General features: G+C 51.2%; 17 protein-coding genes. 5 read left to right on the top strand and 12 right to left on the bottom strand.

Annotated features, from left to right (window positions below; genetic code table 11):
• Position 1: 1 nt before the first annotated feature.
• The 8 genes from HMPREF1141_RS02510 to pdaA form a co-directional block, all read right to left on the bottom strand.
• On the bottom strand, positions 2 to 763 hold the full coding sequence (locus tag HMPREF1141_RS02510; protein ID WP_009060577.1) for an ABC transporter ATP-binding protein: 762 nt from the start codon (positions 761 to 763) through the stop codon (positions 2 to 4).
• A gap of 3 nt (positions 764 to 766) precedes the next feature.
• Positions 767 to 1,771, bottom strand: a complete 1,005-nt coding sequence (locus HMPREF1141_RS02505; protein WP_009060719.1) for a branched-chain amino acid ABC transporter permease — start codon at positions 1,769 to 1,771, stop codon at positions 767 to 769.
• A 16-nt stretch (positions 1,772 to 1,787) separates the two neighbouring features.
• Positions 1,788 to 2,669, bottom strand: coding sequence for a branched-chain amino acid ABC transporter permease (locus tag HMPREF1141_RS02500; RefSeq protein WP_009060634.1), 882 nt, complete (start codon positions 2,667 to 2,669; stop codon positions 1,788 to 1,790).
• An 81-nt stretch (positions 2,670 to 2,750) separates the two neighbouring features.
• Positions 2,751 to 3,929 (bottom strand): ABC transporter substrate-binding protein, encoded by a 1,179-nt coding sequence (locus HMPREF1141_RS02495; RefSeq protein ID WP_009060646.1) that lies wholly within the window; start codon positions 3,927 to 3,929, stop codon positions 2,751 to 2,753.
• A 373-nt stretch (positions 3,930 to 4,302) separates the two neighbouring features.
• The gene (gene trmB / locus HMPREF1141_RS02490; RefSeq protein ID WP_009060574.1) at positions 4,303 to 4,968 is read right to left on the bottom strand and encodes a tRNA (guanosine(46)-N7)-methyltransferase TrmB; all 666 of its coding nucleotides are present in this window, start codon (positions 4,966 to 4,968) and stop codon (positions 4,303 to 4,305) included.
• Positions 4,969 to 5,234: 266 nt separating this feature from the next.
• On the bottom strand, positions 5,235 to 5,873 hold the full coding sequence (locus HMPREF1141_RS17460; RefSeq protein WP_196795019.1) for an HD domain-containing phosphohydrolase: 639 nt from the start codon (positions 5,871 to 5,873) through the stop codon (positions 5,235 to 5,237).
• A 580-nt stretch (positions 5,874 to 6,453) separates the two neighbouring features.
• Complete coding sequence (locus HMPREF1141_RS02475; RefSeq protein ID WP_009060640.1) at positions 6,454 to 7,608, bottom strand: site-specific integrase; 1,155 nt, start codon at positions 7,606 to 7,608, stop codon at positions 6,454 to 6,456.
• A gap of 375 nt (positions 7,609 to 7,983) precedes the next feature.
• Positions 7,984 to 8,787, bottom strand: a complete 804-nt coding sequence (pdaA, locus tag HMPREF1141_RS02470) for a delta-lactam-biosynthetic de-N-acetylase (protein ID WP_009060674.1) — start codon at positions 8,785 to 8,787, stop codon at positions 7,984 to 7,986.
• Positions 8,788 to 9,217: 430 nt separating this feature from the next.
• Here pdaA and HMPREF1141_RS02465 point away from each other — a divergent pair, with 430 nt between their 5' ends.
• From HMPREF1141_RS02465 to HMPREF1141_RS02450, 4 genes are all read left to right on the top strand, one after another.
• The gene (locus tag HMPREF1141_RS02465) at positions 9,218 to 10,975 is read left to right on the top strand and encodes a metallophosphoesterase family protein (RefSeq protein ID WP_009060532.1); all 1,758 of its coding nucleotides are present in this window, start codon (positions 9,218 to 9,220) and stop codon (positions 10,973 to 10,975) included.
• A 108-nt stretch (positions 10,976 to 11,083) separates the two neighbouring features.
• Entirely contained in the window at positions 11,084 to 13,171 is a 2,088-nt protein-coding gene (gene srtB, locus HMPREF1141_RS16790) for a class B sortase (protein WP_009060695.1), read from the top strand.
• Positions 13,172 to 13,370: 199 nt separating this feature from the next.
• Positions 13,371 to 13,862, top strand: a complete 492-nt coding sequence (locus HMPREF1141_RS02455; RefSeq protein ID WP_009060569.1) for an RNA polymerase sigma factor — start codon at positions 13,371 to 13,373, stop codon at positions 13,860 to 13,862.
• Between the two features lie 12 nt (positions 13,863 to 13,874).
• Entirely contained in the window at positions 13,875 to 14,780 is a 906-nt protein-coding gene (locus HMPREF1141_RS02450; RefSeq protein ID WP_009060741.1) for a DUF3298 and DUF4163 domain-containing protein, read from the top strand.
• Positions 14,781 to 14,903: 123 nt separating this feature from the next.
• Here HMPREF1141_RS02450 and HMPREF1141_RS02445 read toward each other — a convergent pair whose 3' ends face one another.
• The gene (locus HMPREF1141_RS02445) at positions 14,904 to 15,149 is read right to left on the bottom strand and encodes a helix-turn-helix transcriptional regulator (RefSeq protein WP_009060670.1); all 246 of its coding nucleotides are present in this window, start codon (positions 15,147 to 15,149) and stop codon (positions 14,904 to 14,906) included.
• A 111-nt stretch (positions 15,150 to 15,260) separates the two neighbouring features.
• Between HMPREF1141_RS02445 and HMPREF1141_RS02440 the strand changes: the two genes are divergently transcribed.
• Positions 15,261 to 15,488, top strand: a complete 228-nt coding sequence (locus HMPREF1141_RS02440) for a hypothetical protein (protein ID WP_009060525.1) — start codon at positions 15,261 to 15,263, stop codon at positions 15,486 to 15,488.
• 462 nt (positions 15,489 to 15,950) lie between these two features.
• Here the strand turns inward: HMPREF1141_RS02440 and HMPREF1141_RS02435 are convergent, their stop codons facing one another.
• From HMPREF1141_RS02435 to HMPREF1141_RS02425, 3 genes are all read right to left on the bottom strand, one after another.
• A complete protein-coding gene (locus tag HMPREF1141_RS02435) occupies positions 15,951 to 16,181 on the bottom strand; it encodes a hypothetical protein (RefSeq protein WP_009060618.1) in 231 nt (76 codons plus the stop codon).
• Between the two features lie 123 nt (positions 16,182 to 16,304).
• Positions 16,305 to 17,186, bottom strand: a complete 882-nt coding sequence (lsrF, locus tag HMPREF1141_RS02430; RefSeq protein WP_035316427.1) for a 3-hydroxy-5-phosphonooxypentane-2,4-dione thiolase — start codon at positions 17,184 to 17,186, stop codon at positions 16,305 to 16,307.
• A 191-nt stretch (positions 17,187 to 17,377) separates the two neighbouring features.
• On the bottom strand, positions 17,378 to 18,511 hold the full coding sequence (locus HMPREF1141_RS02425; RefSeq protein WP_009060716.1) for a substrate-binding domain-containing protein: 1,134 nt from the start codon (positions 18,509 to 18,511) through the stop codon (positions 17,378 to 17,380).
• Between the last annotated feature and the right edge of the window lie 10 nt (positions 18,512 to 18,521).

Below are 18,521 nucleotides of genomic sequence, written 5' to 3'. Positions count from 1 at the left end.
TTTATTCCCCTCCCAGATACGCCGCAATCACCTTGGGATTCGTGCGGATTTCTTCCGCAGAGCCCTCCGCGATGATCCTGCCGTAATCCAGCACCACCAGATGCTGGCAGATTCCCATGACAAAACTCATGTCATGCTCAATCAAAAGGATGGAGATCGAAAAACGGTCGCGGATCAGCTGAATGGATTCCATCAGCTCGCGTGTTTCCGTGGGGTTCATGCCGGCAGCCGGCTCGTCGAGCAGCAGAACCTTCGGAGACGCCGCCAGAGCGCGGGCGATCTCGAGCTTCCTCTGCTGGCCGTAGGGCAGATTTTTCGCTTTGGACTCTGCATGCTCCTGCAGATTAAAGACCGACAGCAGATCCATCGCGCGTTCGGTCATGGCACGCTCTTCCTTCCAGTAGGAGGGAAGGCGCAGAATCCCCGCCAAAGCGGAATATTTCATCTGGTAGTTCATCGCTATTCGCACGTTGTCCAGAACCGAAATATCCTTAAACAGGCGAATGTTCTGGAAGGTACGGGCAATTCCGCCGCGGGTCACATCGTAGGTCTTTTTGCCGATGATGCTTTTCCCTTCGAGCTCAATGGTGCCTTCCGTGGGCTGATATACCTGCGTCAGCAGGTTAAATACGGTCGTCTTACCGGCGCCGTTCGGGCCGATCAGACCCATGATCTGATTTTCTTCCAACTGGAAATTGACATCTTCCAAGGCGCGCAGGCCGCCAAACGCAATTCCCAAATGCTTCGCTTCGAGCAGCGGCATCCGTTACGCCCCCTTTTCTCCGCCTGATGCGGAATTTTTCGTTGTTTTATTGCCTTTCGAGCCGCTCAGTTTGCCGAACAGGCGGGTCAAAGAGAATTCATACTGACCTAGCAGGCCGGAGGGACGGAACAGCATCACGCAGATCAGCACAACCGAATAGGCCAGCATGCGGTAGCTTGAAAAATCACGCAGGGCCTCGGGCAGGATGGTAAGCACCGTGGCCGCGATGACCGAACCGGTAATGGAGCCCATGCCGCCCAGAACCACCATGACGAGAATTTCGACCGAATAGTTGAAATCGAACTTGCTGGGGTTCAGGATACCGATATGGTGCGCGTACAGGCCGCCGGCGATTCCGGCGAAAAACGCCGACATAATGAATGCCAGCAGCTTATAATACGTTGTGTTGACACCGGAAGCCTCAGCGGCGATTTCGTCCTCACGGATGGAAATGACCGCACGGCCGTGCCGGGTATGAATAAACGCAAAAATAATCGCAACGGTCAGCACCGCCAGCAGGTACACCCAGGAAAAATTCGTCTCTCTGGGAATCCCGCGCAGGCCTCTGGCGCCGCCGGTAAAGTCTAGGTTAATGATGATCACACGGATGATCTCGCCGAAGCCCAGCGTAATGATCGCCAGGTAATCGCCCTTCAGGCGCAGAGCGGGAATGCCGATGAGCAGGCCGAACAAGGCCGCTGTCAATCCGCCGACGAGAAGCGCAATCGGGAAATCAATCGAATCCGGCAGTCCGGCGCGCAAGGTAAACAGCGCAGCGGCATAAGCGCCGACCGACATAAAACCGGCATGGCCCAAAATCAGCTGGCCCAAAAAACCGGTAGAAAGGTTCAGGCTGGTTGCCAGAATAATATTGATGCAAACCATTATGAGAATACCGGAATAATACGAGTTCAGCACACCGGCATTCGAAAGCCCTGTGACCAGGGCGTAAATCGCCACGATCAGGGCAAGGATCACGCCGTAAACGGCGACTTTTTTTCGATTCATGCTTCTTTGCGCCTCCTTAAACCTTTTCGCTGACATTCCTGCCGAGCAGACCCGCAGGACGAATCAGCAAAACAAGAATCAGGATGCCAAAGACAACCGCGTCGGTAAAGCTGCTGGAAATATAGCCTTTTGTCAGGCTTTCCGCAACACCCAGCACATAGCCGCCCAGCATGGCGCCGGGAATGCTGCCGATGCCGCCCAGAACAGCCGCGACAAAGGCTTTTAGGCCCAGCAGACCGCCCATATAAGGGGTGATCATGGGGTATGTGTTGCAGTACAGCACGGCGCCCACAGCCGCAAGGCCGGAGCCAAGTCCGAATGTAAACGCAATCGAGTGGTTGGTATTAATGCCCATCAACCGGGCAGCGGCGGCGTCTTCCGACGTAGCGCGCATCGCCTTGCCGATTTTGGTCTTATTGACGAGAAAGCTCAGGCCGACCATCATCGCCACCGAGGTGAGGATATTGATGATGCTGCCCGACGGCACCTGCAGAGTACCGGCCTCGAGTGTGCCGAGATCAAACATGCTGGGGATCGTTTTGCCGCTGGAGGTAAACAGCAGCTGCGACAGATTCTGAAGAAAAATGCTGACGCCGATTGCCGTAATCAGCAGAGAAATTCGGGGTGCTTTCATATTGATCAGGCGGCGGTACGCAACGCGTTCAATGAACACACCCGCAACCACGCAGAACAAAATAGAGCCCAGAACCGCAGCCCAAAGAGGAGCGCCCGCGACCGTAAGCAAAAGGAACATCGCGTATGCACCCACCATAATAATATCGCCGTGCGCAAAGTTAATGAGCTGAACAATTCCGTACACCATGCTGTAACCTAACGCCACAAGGGCATAGATACTGCCCAGCCCCAAGCCGTTAATTACCTGTGAAATAAACCCCATGTCCGCACCTTCCTTGATTCGATACGGCAAAAAGAGGGTGATGCAATCGCCCTCTTTTCACCAGACTATCACAGTTATTGCTTATTTCGAATAGTATTCGAGGAACTTATAGGCTCCGCCCTTAATCTGGGTAATCGCCGCCTGCTTGATCGGGTTGCGATTCTCATCATAAGTGATCTCGCCGGTCAGGCCGCTGTATTTAATGGCCGTCAATTTCTCAACAACCGCTTTGGAATCGGTGGAGCCGGCCTCTTCAATCGCCTGCACCAGAATGTGCAGAGCATCATAACCCAGAACAGCAAACATGTTGGCATCTGTGTTATATTTTGCCTTATAGTCCTCAAGGAACTTCTGCAGAGCCGGATCGGTGGATTCCGCGGAATACTGGCTGCAGAACAGAGAGCCTTCCACAGCGGAAGCATTGTCTTTACCGATCTGCTCAATGACGCCGTCCCAGCCGTCGCCGCCCAGCAGGGTGGATTTAATGCCCAGCTGTCTGGCCTGTGTGGCGATCAGCGCAACATCCTGATAATACACCGGCACAAAGAACACGTCGGGGCTCTTCGCGGCAATCTTGGTCAGCTGCGATTTAAAGTCCACATCGTTGGTGGTGTAGCTTTCCTTCGCGACAATCTCCAGACCAAGGTCTTTGGCGGTCTTCTCAAAGGTCTCCGCCAGACCGACAGAATAATCGTCAGCCATATTATAAATGATAGCAGCGGTCTTTGCATTCAGCTTCTTGCTCGCGTAGTTCGCCATCAGATCGCCCTGGAAGGGATCGGTAAAGCAAGCGCGGAATACGTTCGGGCCTGCCGCGGTAACATCCTCGGCAGTAGCGGTAGCAGAGATCATCGGGATGCCGCTCTTTACCGCCTCAGGCGCAACCGCCAGCGTGGGGGTAGATGTAACGTCGCCGACCAGCGCTACGATTTTGTCGTTCTGCACCAGTTTATTGTAAGCGTTGACCGCTTCGGTCGCATCGTTTTTGGTGTCGTAGGAAATATATTTGATCTTTTTGCCCAGAACGCCTTCACCCTGGTTAATCTGTTCAACCGCCAGCTGAATCGCATTGTTTACCGCAATGCCATAAATAGAGGCGTTACCGGTCAGCGGGGCCAGACCGCCAATCACAATCTCACTTGCATCCGTATTTGCGGCGGCACTGGAAGAGCCGCTTTCCGCCGGCTTATTGCCGCAGCCGGTCAGTGCAGCACCCATCATTACCGCAGCCATTGCAGCGGCTAAGATACGCTGTTTCATCGTGTTTCCTCCTAAAATAAAATTAATATATCATCGGCAGAGCCGAAAATACATATCCGCGGACCCCTCTTGTCCGACTTTCCTTTTTCCATTTACAACAAATCAGCCGGGCCAAAGGCGGCAAGCAGCCACACTGCCACACTTTAAAATACAAAAAAGTTAGCGCATTGCTCTGTAAAAGCGACCTGCCTAAAAGAGAACCAATCTTTGAAAAATCTTTCTTCAAATTATACTCCCGCCGGGCAGTTTTTGCAACTGAAACCTAAAAAAATGCGTTTTGTTCTCTGCTCGTGTTCATTTTCTTTCAACTTTTGCAATTTTTTTAGTATCACTGTTCAAAATACGAAAGTTTACCTGGCAAAACCTGCAAGAATCACTTTGCGCTCCCCCAGCGGGCAATTGCCGCCTTAATGGGAATCCCCTCGGCGGAAAACATCAGCTCATGCTCTGTAGAAGGGCTTTCCTCCCACTGCTCGGCGTGAAGATTCTGCGTAGACCGCAACAGCGTAAAACCGCTTTCTTCCAAATACCGCAGCGTAGAGAGGTACAGTTCCTCGTCATCCGTCTTAAAATGGATTTCCGCACCGTCGGCCAGAAAGGACTTATACAGCTCCAATTGATTCGGATGCGTCATACGCCGCTTATGGTGCCGTACTTTCGGCCAGGGATTGCAGAAATTAATGTAGAGCCGCTCCACCCTGTCGCTCGGATCGATGATCTTGGGCATGTCCTCAATATGATGCGCCATCAGCGCCACATTATGAACCGGCGCACCCAGCTCACTGTATGCTTTTTCCAGATTCCTGCGCGCCACGCCCAAAACATCCGGGCTCTGATCGACGCCGATGTAGTTGATCTCTGGATGAAGGGGCGCAAGCTGAGCCAGAAAGACCCCCTTGCCGCAGCCGAGCTCCAGATGGATCGGATGCCTTTCGGCAAACCATTCACCCCAGCGGCCCTTCCATTCTTCGGGGCTGCTGATAAAATATGGACAATGGGCCAGCTCCGGGCGCGCCCATGCCTTTTTTCTCATTCTCATTGTTTCCACCGCCAACAGCCGCACAAATCTTCCGCCGGGCCTAACCCGTTTCGGGAACGCGGCCGGTGTTTGATTGCTCACGCAGCCGAAAAAACGGCATGTGAATCAACTTTTCTATTGTAATGCACACAGCACGAAAATGCAAGCATTTCCGCTGTATTTTGACACTTTCCTGCGATGAATGACATAAATAAGAACGCCGCCGACTGGGCCGGTAGCGTTCTTATCCCTTTGATGGATTAAAGGATCTGTTCCTGGTTTTTCCATTACGGTTCCAGATCCTGAAAGATTTTTTTCTCCGCAGCCAGGAGAAGCTCATAAGGATATTGGTCTTTCTGCTCCTTCAGCGAACGAATCGCATTTCTCATCTCCCGAATGCCGCTGCTGGCAGTAGAAGAATTCGAGCTGCCCGATGAATGAAACGATGTGGTAAAATCCAGCTGATCTGCTACAAGGCAGATTTGGGCAGCCTGGGAAATGGACGCCGCTGTAAGCCCGTTGGGGTATCCGGAACCATCCAGCCGTTCATGATGCTGTAAAATCATATTGCGGCTATTTTCACTCAGCCCTGCCCCTTGAACCATGTCATGACCTAATTCACAGTGCTGGCGCAGAAGAAGGGACTCCTGCTCTGTCAGCGCTTCAGGAGCTTTGTCCAGTATCCGCTGCGGGATCAATATTTTGCCGATATCATGAAGCAGCGCCCCCAGACAAATATCAGTCATGCTGTCTTTCGGGCAGCCGAGTGCGGATGCAATCAGCAGACTGAGAATGGCGACATCCATTGAGTGAGTATAAAGCCGCCCGCCATGCTGCCATAGAGTATCGATATAAATTCGCCAGGGGCGGCGATTGTCCGCAAACAGTACAGAGTTTAGAATCAAAGAGCATTTTTCCATTTCCATCCCATTTACAGATCCCGGAAAACGCTTTTTCAGATCATTCCAATAGAGCGAAAGCCCTGCCTTTCTTGCTTCGCCAGCAGAGGCGGATTCCTCTGTATTTAAGAAAGGAAGGCCATGATAAGAAGCCTTTTTGTCTTCAGTAAATAAGAACTTTTCCTCTAACAGATCCATATTTTCCAATTTTGATAATACCTCTGGGGTAAGCTCCTGCCCCTTTGCGTATAAAAGAATTCCCGATCTGCTGTAAATATCTTTTTCCGCACAACGTGGCTTCATATTGCATCCGCTCCTTTTGAAAAAACATTTTATTTTTCCAGTGATGGAACATACTAAGATCCTGTGGGCAGCTATTTCCCAGGCCCCGGTTTTCGGCGCAGGGCAAATCATTTCAGGATTTTCTCCGTATTCCACGAAAAGCGGAAATACGTTAAAATTCGGGAATCATACAGATCTCTTTTTCTATGTAAAAAAACAGTCACTTTTCAAAGGAATCATTGAAACGACTGCTTTGAGTACCCTGACCGCAGATTATTAGAAACCGCGCTGGAGCTTCGCACAAACCCTATGCCCCGTGGGCATTTCAAGCATTTGCGACGGAGTTTAAGACGGCGAATGAAGCACTTTCCTCATGCAAAACATACATAGCGTTCATTTTATCGATGGCTTTCTTTTTCTGCTCGAACATGGAATGCGCATAGATATTCAGTGTAACGGAAACGTTCGCGTGGCCCAGTATTTCGCTGAGTGTTTTGATATCCACTCCCAGCTCCAGAGCACGGGTCGCAAAGGTGTGGCGGATCGCGTGGAACTTGCGGCTTTTCACCCCGGCTTTTTTCAGGACCTTCTGAAACAGCTTCTGATAGCTCCGCGGGTCAATGGGAGTCTTCGTCCCGGACAGAATATAATTATTTTCGTCCACAGCATATATTTTGTATTTCCGGATCAGATCCAGCACAAATTGCGGCAAAGGAATTTTTCTGACAGACTTCTGGCTTTTGGGCATCCCAACCGACAGGATCGTTTTATTGCCGGTATCATTAAAATTCTTGATGCGGGACACCGTTCTTGTAATGATCATCGTCCCTGCGTCAAAATCGATATCTACCCACTTCAAGGCGCAGATTTCCCCCAGACGGATTCCGGTATAAAAGCAAAGCAAAATTCCAAGCGCTGACTTGTCCTGAAATTCGATCAGCGTTTTTTCAATCAATCTTTGTTCTTTGACTGAAAAAATCTGGACATTTGTGCTCATTGCTTTCGGCAGAGAGATTTCGTTCAGTACAGATTCATAAGCCCCCTTCATGATCTCCCTCAGCGCAGTTTTAAAGATAGACAGGATTTTTCGTTTATAGGCTCCCGAAAGCTCTGTGTTGCTGCTGATTCTGCCTGCAAATTCAGCAGCCGACTGCTCTGTAATCCTGTTGTTGCCATGTTTTTGAAAAAAGGGAATTACATATTTCGTGATGCAGCGATAGTAGCTTTCATAGGTCGAGGGCTTCACCCGGTCGGCCAGACCGCCGTTCAGCCACGTCTCAAATAGCTCAGCGGAATTGCAGACAAACCTGATGTTATTTGCCGATCGGGCTTTTACACGATCCTGCAAGTCTTTCTTTTTTTCTTTCACCTCCCTGTAGGTTCTGGCATAGACATACTGGTATTTTCCCTCCGGCTTTAATACGCGGCCTTCCCAACGGCCGTCTTTTCGCTTATAGATATTTTCTCCGCGTCTTGGCATAAACTGATGCTCCTTTCTATATAAATGACCGCCTTTTTGACGGCGAATAACTAATACTATAGCAAAATAATGCGTCAATCCCAATTCATTCCATTTTTCCTGGGCTGTTTTTTCCGGTTCGGCACAGGTTTCCCCTTCTGTATATGCCTATTGACGACCCGAACAAAGTCGAATATAATGAAAATAATAGATATTTTATTCGAAAAAAAGGCCGCGGTTTCTAATAAACCGCGGCCTTTTTTTCGCTTTTTTCGAATAAAATTTTCTTAAATTGCTGTTTTCAAACAAAAAAACCGGCTTTTTTCAGCCGGTTTTTTTATTTGGAAATGATAAGGCGGCAAACTCTTAGAAATATCGCTGACAACGGAAAATCTGTCAGGCGACCAGCTCATCCAGCGTACCGAAAGTATATCCCATCTTTTTCCATTCGGTGATCAGTTGATCGAGAATCTCCGCGTTTGTTTTGGACGTACTGTGCAGCAGAATCACCGCTCCGGGATGAATCCGCGTCGTCAGCTTCTTCATCGCCTCTTCATGGCTGGGCTGCTTATCAACCTGCCAATCCACATACGCAAGGCTCCAGAAAATCGTACGGTAGCCAAGCTCGTTTGCCATCTGCAGGTTTTCTTTGCTGTATTTTCCCTGCGGCGGGCGGTAGAACTTCTTCATCGGCTGTCCGACAGCCGTCTGATAAGCTTCCTCCAGAGACTTGATCTCTTTTTCAAACGAAGCCTTATCCTGAATCTTCGCCATGTCGGGATGATGGTAGGTGTGGTTGCCCACAATGTGGCCTTCCTCCGTCATGCGCTTGACCAGATCGGCGCTGGTATCAATATAATGGCCAACCACAAAAAACGCAGCCTTGACGTTCTGCTTTTTGAGGGTATCCAAAATAGAGGCGGTATAGCCGTTTTCGTACCCGCAGTCAAAGGTCAGGTATACTTTCTTCTGACTGGTATCGCCTATGTAATACGCATTATAGGGCTTTAAATCCGCATCGCTTGCATCCACCACCGGGGTATTCCCCTGCGGGCCCTGAAAGCTAAGCCCCCAGCTGACAGCCGCGCCGGTTTCCACCGCTGTTCCCGCGGTAAAACGGTAAGCAAGAGGCCCGCCGATCAGCAGCAAACAGCACGCCAGCACCGCGGCCACATGTCTTTTCTTTAAAATCAAATACATTCTCTCACTCCCTCTGACTCTCAGGGCAGCTGCCTTCCCATCGGACACACCGCTTAAAAGCGGAATCGCCGAGCCGTTATGCTGTTGATTGCTTCCACTGTGATCTTCGGCCGCAGCACCTAGGATTTCTCTTTCTAATTTATGAAGCCCCAGCGTGTTTTATGAATGTTTTTCCTCAATCCTGTCCCCCTTTTCATTTATATATGTATCTATACAAAAGAAGATACCCGCATCATCCCCCGCAGCGCCTCCCATTAGAAAGCGAAAAAAGCGTGAACCGGGAGAATCCGGGAAGAAATGTTAAAGGCAATTTAAACCTGTGAGAAGATTTCCTAGGTTTGTTGAAATCTTATTTGGGGCTTTCTATACTGAACCTGTAATGAGGGTTTTTTCGCCCAAAAAATGGAAAGAGTGAATCAAGGAGGGTAACATGAAAAAAAGTTCAAAAACGATTTTATGTAGCGTTCTGGCAGCCGGACTGGCAATTTCATCAGCGACCGGCGCATTTGCGGCCACAGAACACTTCAACGATGCCACAAAGGATTCCGCGTGGTCCGGCTGGGAGCAGCAGTGGGCATCATCCGTCAGCACAGATTATCAGCAGGTTTCTCTGACACCTGGTAAAAACGAAACGGAACTGAATTTGGGCTGGTACTCGAAAACCGGTACTACGGCAACACCGGTGGTCCGCCTGGCAACCAAAGAGGACATGAGCGACGCAAAAACCTTTACCGGCACCACTTCCCCCGCGATCGACGGGTATATTTCCAACAAGGTGACCGTCAGCGGCCTGAAGGAAAACTCCACTTATTACTACACCTACCAGGTGAACGGCGTGGAAAGCAATCCCGTTAAATACGCTACCAAAAGCTTTTCCAGCTTTAAAATGCTGTTCTTCGGCGACCCGCAAATCGGCGCTTCAAAGGGACAGACCGTTTCTACCGGCAATGAGCTGGAAAACAAATCGGCCCTGAACACCGCCGCAAGAAACGACGCCTTTAACTGGAACAAATCGCTGAACATTGCCCTGAAAAGCAATCCCGACGTCAGCTTTGCTTTGTCCGCAGGCGACCAGATCAATAAAAACGTGAACGGCACCGACCCCGGAAACGAGATGGAATACGCCGGGTACCTGTACCCCGCAGCTTTGAAATCCCTGCCTGTGGCCACGACCATCGGCAACCACGACGCCACGAACAAGAGCTACAGCTTCCACTTCAACAACCCGAATGCCTTTACCCAAGAAACCAGCCCCTCTGTGGCCGGAAACGGATATTACTATACTTACGGCAACGCGCTGTTCGTTGTGCTGAACACCAACAACTACAACTGTGCCGACCATGAGGCTCTGCTGAAAAAAGCAACCGAGGAAAACCCAAATACCCGCTGGAGAATCGTCATGTTCCACCAGGATATTTACGGCAGCGGACTGGATCACTCGGAATCGGACGGCATGGTGCTGCGCACCCAGCTGACCCCTATTCTGGACAAATATGACGTTGACGTGGTCCTTCAGGGACACGACCACAGCTATTCCCGCAGCTACCTGCTGCAGGGCGACGGCAAAACCCATCCGACCTACGATGCAAACAAGCTGGCAGACGGCACCTTCGACTGGGACAACGTGATCGACAAATCCACCAAGCAGGTGCTCCCATACTATCCCGATGAGAAGGACGCAAAGGCCATGGCGGCGAACGCACTCTTCCTGAAAGGAAACGAGGCCTATACCATTACCGGAGACAAATCGACCAAAGTAGTGAATCCGCAGGGCACTTTGTACATGACGGCCAACTCCGCTACCGGCAGCAAGTTCTACGAGCTGACCCACCAGCAGCAGAACTTCATCGCATACCGCAACCAGAACTGGCAGCCCAGCTATTCGGTTCTCTCTCTGGACGACAAAACCTTCAGCATCTCAACTTACAGCATCAGTCAGGATCAGGTAAGCCAGATCGACAGCACCTTTACCATTGAGAAAACGGTAAACCGCACACCGGCAGTCACCACAGCGGCCACCGGCAACACCGCGAAAGACACGGCTTCCACTTCGAAAACCACCACTCCCAAAACCGGGGACGCAAACGACCTGACCGGCACCGGTGCACTGGCGGCGCTCGCCGTTCTTGGTCTGGCCGCGGCAGGTGTGGCGACACTGAAAGAGAAAAAGGGCAAGCTCGCAAAATAAACAACACAATCGTATTGGCGGCCCGGGGCGCAGAGCGAAAGCTTTTCGCCCCCTTTGTCCTGCCGGCGCTCACGGAAGGAATCCTAGAGAAAACAGAGGAATCAAAACATGCTGAAGAAGATTGCAGAAAAATATTTCGCAGATCGAAGAGCAAACGTGCGCAGAGCCGTTATTGCCGTACTGGCCGTGGTGTTCGTACTCTTTCTGTACCAGCTCAATCAGGTGCAAAAGCCCGAGCTGGTCACAACCGTGGGGCGTACCTTTGAGCACGCCAGAGTCGTCGAGGTCGTAAAGGATAATTTACAGGAGGACGGTCATCGCTACGGAGAACAGCAGGTTCGCCTTCTGATGCTGAGCGGCTCAAAGCAGGGGCAAACGGTAGACGCAACCAGTGCCGCAGGCTATCTGTTCGGTGCGGGCTGTACCCCCGGTATGGAGGTCATTGCGATTCAGAGCGTTTCCGGGGATATTTCGGTCACCTCTGTATACAGTGCAGACCGTGAAAAGGTCATCTATGTATTTGTTCTGCTGTTTTTCCTGCTGCTGAGCATCATTGCGGGCAAACAGGGAATCAAGTCCTCCATTGGGCTGATTTTCACGCTGGCCTGTATTTTCTGGCTGTACCTGCCTTTGGTGTTCCGGGGGTTCTCCCCGTTCTGGGCGGCGGTGCTGGTTGCAGCCGTCACCACCGTGGTGACGGTGTACCTGATCGGCGGGCCGACCAAAAAATCAGCCTGCGCCATGATCGGCACGGTGTCCGGCGTGATTATCGCGGGCTCGGCGGCAGTGATCTTCGGCTATTTCTCAGGGGTTTCCGGCTATAATGTATCCGACATTGAAAATCTGCTGTTCCTGGCGGACAGCACCAAAATTCAGGTGGGCGGGCTTTTGTTCTCCGGACTGCTGATTTCCTCTTTGGGCGCCGCGATCGACATCTCGATCTCGATCGCCTCCACCATCAACGAAATCCATGAAAGCAGCCCCACGCTCGGCAGGGCAGCGCTTTTTTCCTCCGGCATGCGGGTGGGGCGCGATATCATGGGGAGCAACGCCGCCACTTTGATTCTCGCGTTTGCGGGCGGCTCTTTGAGCATGCTGGTATCGAATTATGTGTATGACCTGCCTTACATTCAGATCGTAAACTCCTACGGAATCGGCATTGAGATCATGCAGGCCTTTTCCGCCAGCTTTGGCATTATTCTGGCTGTCCCGATTGTTGCGGCCGTTTCTGCCATCTGGATGGGCCCCTCCCACGCCGTTGCCGCAGCAGTTATAGAAACACCGGAGCTTTCTCCTGGAGAATCAGCCATACTGCCTGCCCCGGCGGAAAATTTGCCGGAGGATACCGCGCCGGCCGGCACATTTTCTTCGGCGGTGATTTCTCACATAAAGCAGCTGACTCCCGCACTCGCGGAGGCCAAACGGGCGCTGCTCCTGCACTGGAAGGGCATTACCATTGCGGTATGTCTGTTTATACTGGCTTTTTGCGGCCTGCAGTTTTATTCCGCCTATATGGAATACCAGAATGCAGGCAAGGAATACCGGCAGGCTGAGCAGAGTATGGAGTCCCTCCCGGCTTCCTCGATCAGGGGAACTGCCGCCCCTCTGGAATCGGGCACGCCGGAGGAAAAGCCGTTTGTCTTTGATTATGAAAAGCTCGCCGCTCAGAACAGCGACGCGGCGGGCTGGCTTCGTCTGCCGAATACCGGCCTGAGCTACCCGGTGGTACAGGGCAACGACAACTTCTATTACCTGACGCATACCTTTTATAAAAGCCGGAACACCGCCGGGGCGATTTTTCTGGATTCCCGACTTTCAGACGGTCTTTCTGCGCAGCACTCCATCCTATACGGCCACAACATGCATGACGGCACCATGTTCGCCGAACTGCTCCGCTTCCGGGAGAAAGCCTACTGGGAGCAGCATCCGCTGCTGGAGCTGTACAGCGAAGGCGGCAAAGCCATCTGCGAGGTCTTTTCTGTACACGAAGCCGCGCCGGACAGTGAGACCTACACGCTGTCCTTTCCGAATCAGTCGAAATACGAGCAATATCTAAAGGCTATGACCAAGCTGGCACTGTACGACACCGGGGTTACCGTCAGCCCAAGCAGTCAGATCGTGACCCTCTCCACCTGTGTCAACGACCAGCGCGACATGCGCTTTGTTGTGCAAGCTAAAAAAATTCAGGCCGTATAAAACACTTTTATCCCCCTATTCTATAAAAGAACAAGACGCACACCAGAGCGTGTGCGTCTTGTTCTTTTACGCTTTGATAACCCTTTTAATAAAAATAAAAATTTTGAAAAGTCTGAAACTTTTTCCATAGGCCGCAGCGTCTATTTAGTGTAAGATAAATGATGGCGCCATCAGATACGGGAAGGAGCATTTCGTACGAATGGGTGACAGCAATACACAAGAGATCATTGAAAATTACATTATTCTGAATCAAAATCAGATTTATCGGCTGGCTTTCAGCTATGTTCATAACAAGGACGACGCGCTCGATATTGTACAGGAATCGATTTACAAAGCCATGGCCGGAAAACGGTCGCTACATAAATCCGATTCCGTCCGCCCCTGGTTTTACAAGATCGTTGTCAATACGGCGCTGGATTTTCTGCGCCGCAAAAAGCGCGAGGCCGAGCCGGACGAGGATATCCTGTTGCACGGGGAAAGCGCGGCCGACGATCACTATGAAGATATCGACCTGAAACGGGCGCTGGACAGTCTGCCGGATCTGTACCGCAGCATTGTCGTTCTGCGCTATTTTGAAGATTTGACGCTCGAAGAAATCGCGGGAATTCTGAACGAGAATCTCAGTACCGTGAAAACGCGTCTTTACAAATCACTGAAACTACTGCGCGTGGAAATGAGCGAAGCAGAGTAAGGAGGTACTCACATGAATAAGCAGGATCTGAAACAGCTGAAGCAGCAGTACCAGGACACACCGATCCCGAAGGAACTGGATTTTGTCGTTCGGAAAGCATTGCAGGAAAATGGAGGAACCACTATGGAAAACAAACGCAGCCATAAAGGCATTAAAATAGCAGCCGCTTCTGTCGCCGCAGCTTTCGTCGTAATCACGGCCGGAGCAAACATCAGCCCCGTATTTGCGGCCACAATGGGAAATGTGCCGGTTGTCGGCAGCCTTGTAAAGGTACTTACCTTCCGTGAGTATACGATGGATGACGGCACCTATCACGCGAATATCAAGACCCCTGCCGTAGAGGGCCTTGAAAGCAACAAGCCGCTGGAAAACAGCCTGAACCAGAAGTATATGGAAGAAAACAAAAAGCTGTATGAACAGTTTGAAGCCGAGGTTGCCGAACTGAAGAAAAACGGCGGCGGACACCTTGGAGTAGACAGTGGCTATGAGGTAAAATGCGACGACGACGCCATTCTTTCGATTGGCCGTTATGTTGTCAATACGGTCGGCTCTTCCTCGACCACGATGAAATATGATACCATCGATAAAAAGAACCAGGTGCTTATTACCCTGCCCAGCCTGTTCAAGGATGAGCAGTATGTCGAGGTCATCAGCAAGAACATTCGTCAGCAGATGATCGACCAGAACAAAGCCGACCCGGATAAGATTTACTGGGTAGAGGGCATAGACGCAGGTGAGGGCACCGAGCTGTTCCAGAACATTTCGGCGGAACAAAACTTTTATATCAACACCGACCACGAGCTTGTAGTCTCGTTTGATAAGTACGAGGTGGCGCCCGGGTATATGGGTGTTGTGGATTTTGTAATCCCGACTGACTTGATCCGCGATCTGCTGGTGGGCAATGATTATATCCGCTGATAGCGGGAAATAAAACAGAATGGCCGCGCGGGACGCCTGCCCACGTGTCCATTCTCTTTTTTCTGTATTCCCTGCCATAAAAAACGAGAGTCAGCCGCCAAAAATGGCAGCCTGACTCCTGTGTTAATCCAGTAATTCCTGATAAGATACGCCCAATACCCTGGCGATGATTTTCAATTCAATGTCTGTAACAAAGCGGTCTCCGCTTTCTATCCGCTGGACTGCATTTTTATCTACATCCAGCCCGGCAATCTGCAGCATATCGGAAAACTGCTTTTGAGAAGTTTTTTCCGGCAGCCGCTCACGGAATTTTTTGATACGTTTCCCGCAAATATTATTGCTTCCATCAAGAGCTTTGTTTTTATACATAACATCTCACCAATCCATGACATTCAGTAATTGTCATTGAGTGAATTATATGTTAAAATAGCTCTTGATATGACACTTACTAAATGTCAATTAAAAGAAAGGGAAATGTCTATGAAAAGGATAGATGCAGAAGAAGCAATCAGAAAAACAGCGGCAAAGGAAGGACTCGCAGTTGAAGAAATACGAAAAGAAATAGAAAAAGCCATACTGATGGGGTTGCGCAGTCAAGATCCGGCTATAAGGGAAAGGTGGAAAAAGATTCCCTGCAAGAGCGTCGTTCCCACACCAGAAGAACTGATTCAATATATGGCTGAAAATATGAAAGAGAACCTTTATTAGCAAAAAGAATAAAAAATAAAGAAAAGGAACACATCCAAAGGCTAGACCAATGGATGCATTCCTTTTTCATGTCTGTTTTTATGCTTTCTGTGCGGGGCTTCCCCCTCATGCCGGGGCGGGCACTTACTTTCGCGAAAGGGCGGCGTTAAGGAAAGGCCTTCCAAAAGACACCTTTGGAATCCGTTTTGAGGGAACATGCATTGCAAGTATAACCCAAGACTACTTTAAAGGCGCTCCACTAAAAGTGTCCACCCGCCTGATTTGCGCAGAAAAACAGTTTTCTGTTTTCATCCGGCGGCGATCACTTTTAGAGCGCTCTCGTCAACTCGCAGAGTTGCTTGCAGCAGCTTTTCTGAAAGGCCGTTTCCGCGTAGAAACAGACAGCGCATGCGCGACGAATGGAGCGCGAAACGGAATTCTTTCTCCACACTATCCCGCGACATGCGTGCAGGCTCAGCCTGCTTATTCCAGCGTTTCGCCGATGCCCTCAATCATGTCGAAGAATTCCTTGGATTCGCTCACAACCAGAATGGGCTCCTTAAAATTCAGCGCATAAATGCCGATGTAGCTTTTCGCATCGACAATGATGCTGCCGTCCAAAGAATGCAGACCCACGTCGCAAGAACATTTTGTTGCAAAATACTGGAGCCGCTGAAGTTCTTCAATGGTATGGAATTTTTTCTTTTCAATCATATATTTCACCCCATTTTACGGTATGGAAAACACCGAAAGCCCCTATCCAAAACAGGATAAGGGCATACGGCTTCGTCGCGTTTTCCCCGCCGCCGGATCTGGCGGCGGGGAGAAAATACTGTTTTACTGATGGATCGCGTCCTGGTAGAACTCGAAGGCCTGTTTGTCTGTAAAGCCATGGTGTACGATCTTGCCGACCGCTTCTGCCATAGCAGCAGGATTCTCGCTCTGGAAGATGTTGCGTCCCATATCCAGGCCGCGTGCGCCTTCGCTGATCGAACGATACGCCAGCGTCAGAGCCTCGTCCTCCGGCAGCTTCTTGCCGCCTGCAACTACGATCGGAACCGGGCAGGCCGAAACGATCTCTTCAAAGTTCTCGCAGTAATACGTTTTGATGATGTTTGCCCCCAGCTCTGCCAAAAGGCGGGTCGCCAGCTTAAAGAACCGATCGGTCCGCTCCATCTGCTTGCCGACCGCGACAACGCCCATGGTGGGGATGCCATAGCGCAGGCCCGCGTTGATGGTACGGGATAAATTGTCCAGGCTGGAGAGCTGTCCGTCCGCACCGACGAAAGTCTGCACGGCCATGCAGTCCGCGTTCATGCGGATGCAGTCCTCGATGTCCACGGCGATCACTTCGTGAGAAAGATCGTCGTTGAGCATGGAGGAGCCGGAAGTTGTGCGCAGCGCAATCGCCTTGCGGCACTCCGGGGGAACGCACGTGCGCAGCGCACCGCGTGTGCCCATCAGCACATCGACATAGGGCAAAAGCTCGGGAATCAGCAGGTCCAGTCGTTCCAGGCCGGCGGTGGAGCCCATGAAATAGCCATGGTCAAAGGCGAACATCACCGTGTTTCCGCTTTTGGAGTCGAAAATGTTGCCAAGATGCTTCTTCATACCCCAATCCAAACTGTTTGAGCCTTTCACATGAAAACCGCCCTGATTGGCGAAAGGCACTTCCACATGATAATCCTTTGCAACTTTGTTGCCGTCTTTGTCAGCCATAATCATTGATCTCCTTTATCCATTAAAAGTCTGAAAGAACACGAATTTCCGATCAAAAGCGAAGTCTCTGTTGTCCCTCCCTGCCTGCGGCGGGGAGGGACAACAGTCCTGACTTCACTGTTTACGGAAAACTCGCAGTTAAATTACCGTCTTCCATTCATTCGCCGGGCCGGGAACCGAAACCCGGTTGTTTAGAAGTTGTAATTGTCCACGTTGGCGGTGGTGAAAACCACGCGCTCGGGCAGCAGAACCACGCCGTTGTCGCTGTCGCCGGTTTTCGCGCCGGATACCAGGCTGTCGTTGGGCTGCACTTCTACTTTGCCGATGTTCGGGATGTCGATGGTGTCGCCCACCTTAACGGTGTTGCCGGCGGCCAGGTAAGCAGCCAAGTAGCAGCCCATCGCGCCCTGGATTCCGCAATCCCACAGGCCCCACTGCTCGATGACGTTTGCCTTCGCATAGTCACGGATGGAGTTCGGGGAAGCAAAACCGGTGATCGTCACTTTATCCTTGGTCAGACCCTTGTTCTGAGCGGCCTTCAGCTGGCCGGGCAGAGCAGTGGAGTCGTTGCAGATGATCAGGTCGATATCCTTGTGCGCCTCGAGGATGGAGGAACCGATGGAAACGGCCTTTTCCGCATCCTGCTCGGAATAGTAGTTGCTGGGGGCTACGTTTTCCCAGTTGGGATAGTTCTCTTTAATGTAAGCTTCGCCTGCTACCTGCCAGGAGTTCTGGTCGGCCACAGTCGCCTGAGAATAGTGCCAGCAATACTTGATCGCGTCTTTCTTGACATCCTTGCCTCTCTTGGTCAGAGAATCGGCGCCCATGTCAACCAGCATTTTGCCGAGGATGTCAGGTGTGCCCTGAGAGACCATCAGCGTACGGGCATCGGAAGAAACGTCGGAGTCCCATGTCGCTACGGTGATGCCGGCATCCTTCGCCTTTTTCAGTACGGAATCGAGACCGGTGGCATCGACGGAAGAAATGCAGATGGCATCCGCTCCGCTGGCGATGGCGTTGTTCACGACCTGTACCTGATCAGCAACAGCGGCACTCGGGCTGCCCTGATAGCTGACGGTAAAGCCCCAATCCTTGGAGTATTTCTGTGCGCCGGCGTTTGCGGACTCGAAGAACGCGTTGCCGGTCAGCTTCGGGATAAACACCACTGTTTTGCCTTCCACACTTTTGGTTCCGGAATCTGCGGTGGACGCTGCCTGAGAAGCGGGCGCCCCGCTGGACGCAGCAGGTTTCTCGCTGCTGCCGCAGCCCGCAAGCGGTAACGACGCCATTGCCGCCGCAAGGACAAATGCAAGTACCTTTTTCATAAAAAAGAGC

The organism is Clostridium sp. MSTE9, assembly GCF_000277625.1.
GTDB classification, from domain to species: domain Bacteria; phylum Bacillota; class Clostridia; order Oscillospirales; family Acutalibacteraceae; genus Faecalispora; species Faecalispora jeddahensis.
This window is presented reverse-complemented; position numbering and strand designations above follow the sequence as displayed.